General features: G+C 26.4%; 3 protein-coding genes. 1 reads left to right on the forward strand and 2 read right to left on the reverse strand.

Annotation, left to right across the window (positions count from 1 at the left end):
• Positions 1 to 318: 318 nt before the first annotated feature.
• Both NF27_RS06850 and NF27_RS06855 read right to left on the reverse strand, forming a co-directional pair.
• Positions 319 to 738: a hypothetical protein gene (locus tag NF27_RS06850; RefSeq protein ID WP_039457442.1), complete on the reverse strand. Its 420-nt coding sequence runs from the start codon at positions 736 to 738 to the stop codon at positions 319 to 321.
• A gap of 273 nt (positions 739 to 1011) precedes the next feature.
• Entirely contained in the window at positions 1012 to 1191 is a 180-nt protein-coding gene (locus NF27_RS06855; RefSeq protein WP_039457444.1) for a hypothetical protein, read from the reverse strand.
• 320 nt (positions 1192 to 1511) lie between these two features.
• Between NF27_RS06855 and NF27_RS06860 the strand changes: the two genes are divergently transcribed.
• Entirely contained in the window at positions 1512 to 1907 is a 396-nt protein-coding gene (locus NF27_RS06860) for a hypothetical protein (protein ID WP_039457446.1), read from the forward strand.
• Positions 1908 to 2016: the final 109 nt, after the last annotated feature.

Here is a 2016-nt window from a genome sequence, read left to right on the forward strand (position 1 = left end):
TAATAAGTTAGGCGTCCTTGTTTACACATATTATCATTTACAGCATACCATAACTGCTCTATATCTCCCCCTCTCCAGACTGTAAGTGATCCTCTGTTCTTTAAAGATTGATTATATTCTTTCCAATTATTTATTTTGTATTTAATCTTACTCTTGTTTCTTTTCTTCATTTGAATTTAGCTGTTTCTTTCCTTAGCTTATCAATATGATTGCCTTGTACTCTTTAAGCCATTCTTCTTACTTCAATTCTTTCAGACTTTTGTTAATTTTCAACCTCCTTTACATATTTGAGCAACAAGGCCGGGCCATTTCGCTATGCTAGTATAGTGCTTGATAGATTTGGACATTAGGAACTGTGTTCTTAAAATATATTTTTACGCCAATAAGTTTATCTTGTTCGTTACTATAAACTATACTTCGGTAGGTAAAAGGAGCTGAGGAATATCCTGAGGTAGTATATTTACAAATATATATGTTAATAGGAGTAGGAGTTATATTTTTATGTTGTACTTTTTCTACTTTAAAACAACTAGCACCTGCTTTTTTTATCTCATTTATGCATTTATCAGTGTCTGTATTTTCTAAAAATCTGCTATTAATAAAGTCCTGAGCTTCTACGGAAGTTTTAAAATGATCAAATTTGAAATACTTAGGATTATAATAATCATTTAAATATCTTATAGTTAATAAAATGACTATCAACAAGGCTATATAAATAAATATAAAAAATTTTTTCATAGTATCCTGTGCTTTTTAGGTCGCTAAGTTTGATATTAGCCTGCCTTATAAGACCTTCATACAATAATAATATTAAATTAAGCCTAACAATTATGAAGATTGTTAAGTTAGTTTATATATAATAATAAATTTGTTATATATCCTTGTTAATATTAAGAATTATAATGCTTTTCTATTTTTAGTTGTGTAAGGTGGTACCTAATAAACTAATAATTACTCCTTTTTACTTCCTCAATTCTATAAGTTATATTCTCTATAACTTATCAACTTAAGTTAGTTTATACACTTTGATTCAGAGATTGGTTTATACGGTAGTGATACCGTGTATTCAGCTTCTAAGTCATCTTCGTCTTGAGGTTGTTTCCTCTTATTAGAAATCCTATTACTAGTATCTTCTTGTCTGCCAAATTGTTCGCCTAAATTTATATTATCATTTTTATCTTTTTCTTGCATAATATTTATTTTTTATAATATATAATTATATTATCTATTTATTTCTCTAATGAGCAAATATTTTTAAAACTAATTCAGGTTAATTAATATGCGAAAAAAAATGCATTTAAAGAAAAATAGTATTAGCCAGCTAGAAAACCAGGATACCAAAGATAAAATTATTTTTTTTTAAAGTTAATTTAAGAAAAAATAATTTTGAAAAGATTTCCGATTGGTTAGATAAATTTGGGCTTTATGTAAAGGATAAGGTATTATGTTTAGATGATTATAAAATATTTAAATGGACACTTGCAAATAACCATTTAGATGGTTTTAAGTTTATGGCTGAAAATCTTTCAAGGCAGAGCTTACTTTATTTATTATATCATGACGAAGGTTTTATATTGAAAATGTTTATAAAGATGCAAAAAGCCGTTACCAATATCAATGAGTTCAAAGAGGATGAATGTCTAAACATATTTAGCCTTTTTTTAAATACAGATAAAGATTATTTTAGTGAAATATTATTGAAAAAAAGCCTGCCTGATTTAGTTAAATCGTGTTTTAACAGAGCCTTAAGTATTGTTGATGAATGTAATAAGGAAAATCAAGATCTAAACAATAACAGTTCTGAAAAATCTAAAAATATAAAATTTATAAATATTAAGGATAATGACAATTGGACTAAAAAAATTACATCTGAAAATGATGTGAAAAAGTCAATTTCTTTAGGGTAATTTATTGCTGAAGTTCCCCCTGGTGTGTAGGCAAATGTTGTCTATATATAATTATTATAATAAAGGTTTTCAAACTCATTAGGAGATAAATATCCTAAAGAAGAATGTC

It is taken from the genome of Candidatus Jidaibacter acanthamoeba, assembly GCF_000815465.1.
In the GTDB taxonomy this organism is placed as follows: domain Bacteria; phylum Pseudomonadota; class Alphaproteobacteria; order Rickettsiales; family Midichloriaceae; genus Jidaibacter; species Jidaibacter acanthamoebae.

Coding starts and splice junctions, on each gene's coding strand:
- NF27_RS06855 (WP_039457444.1), bottom strand. CDS start 1,191: ATGCAAGAAAAAGATAAAAATGATAATATAAATTTAGGCGAACAATTT.
- NF27_RS06850 (WP_039457442.1), bottom strand. CDS start 738: ATGAAAAAATTTTTTATATTTATTTATATAGCCTTGTTGATAGTCATT.
- NF27_RS06860 (WP_039457446.1), top strand. CDS start 1,512: ATGGCTGAAAATCTTTCAAGGCAGAGCTTACTTTATTTATTATATCAT.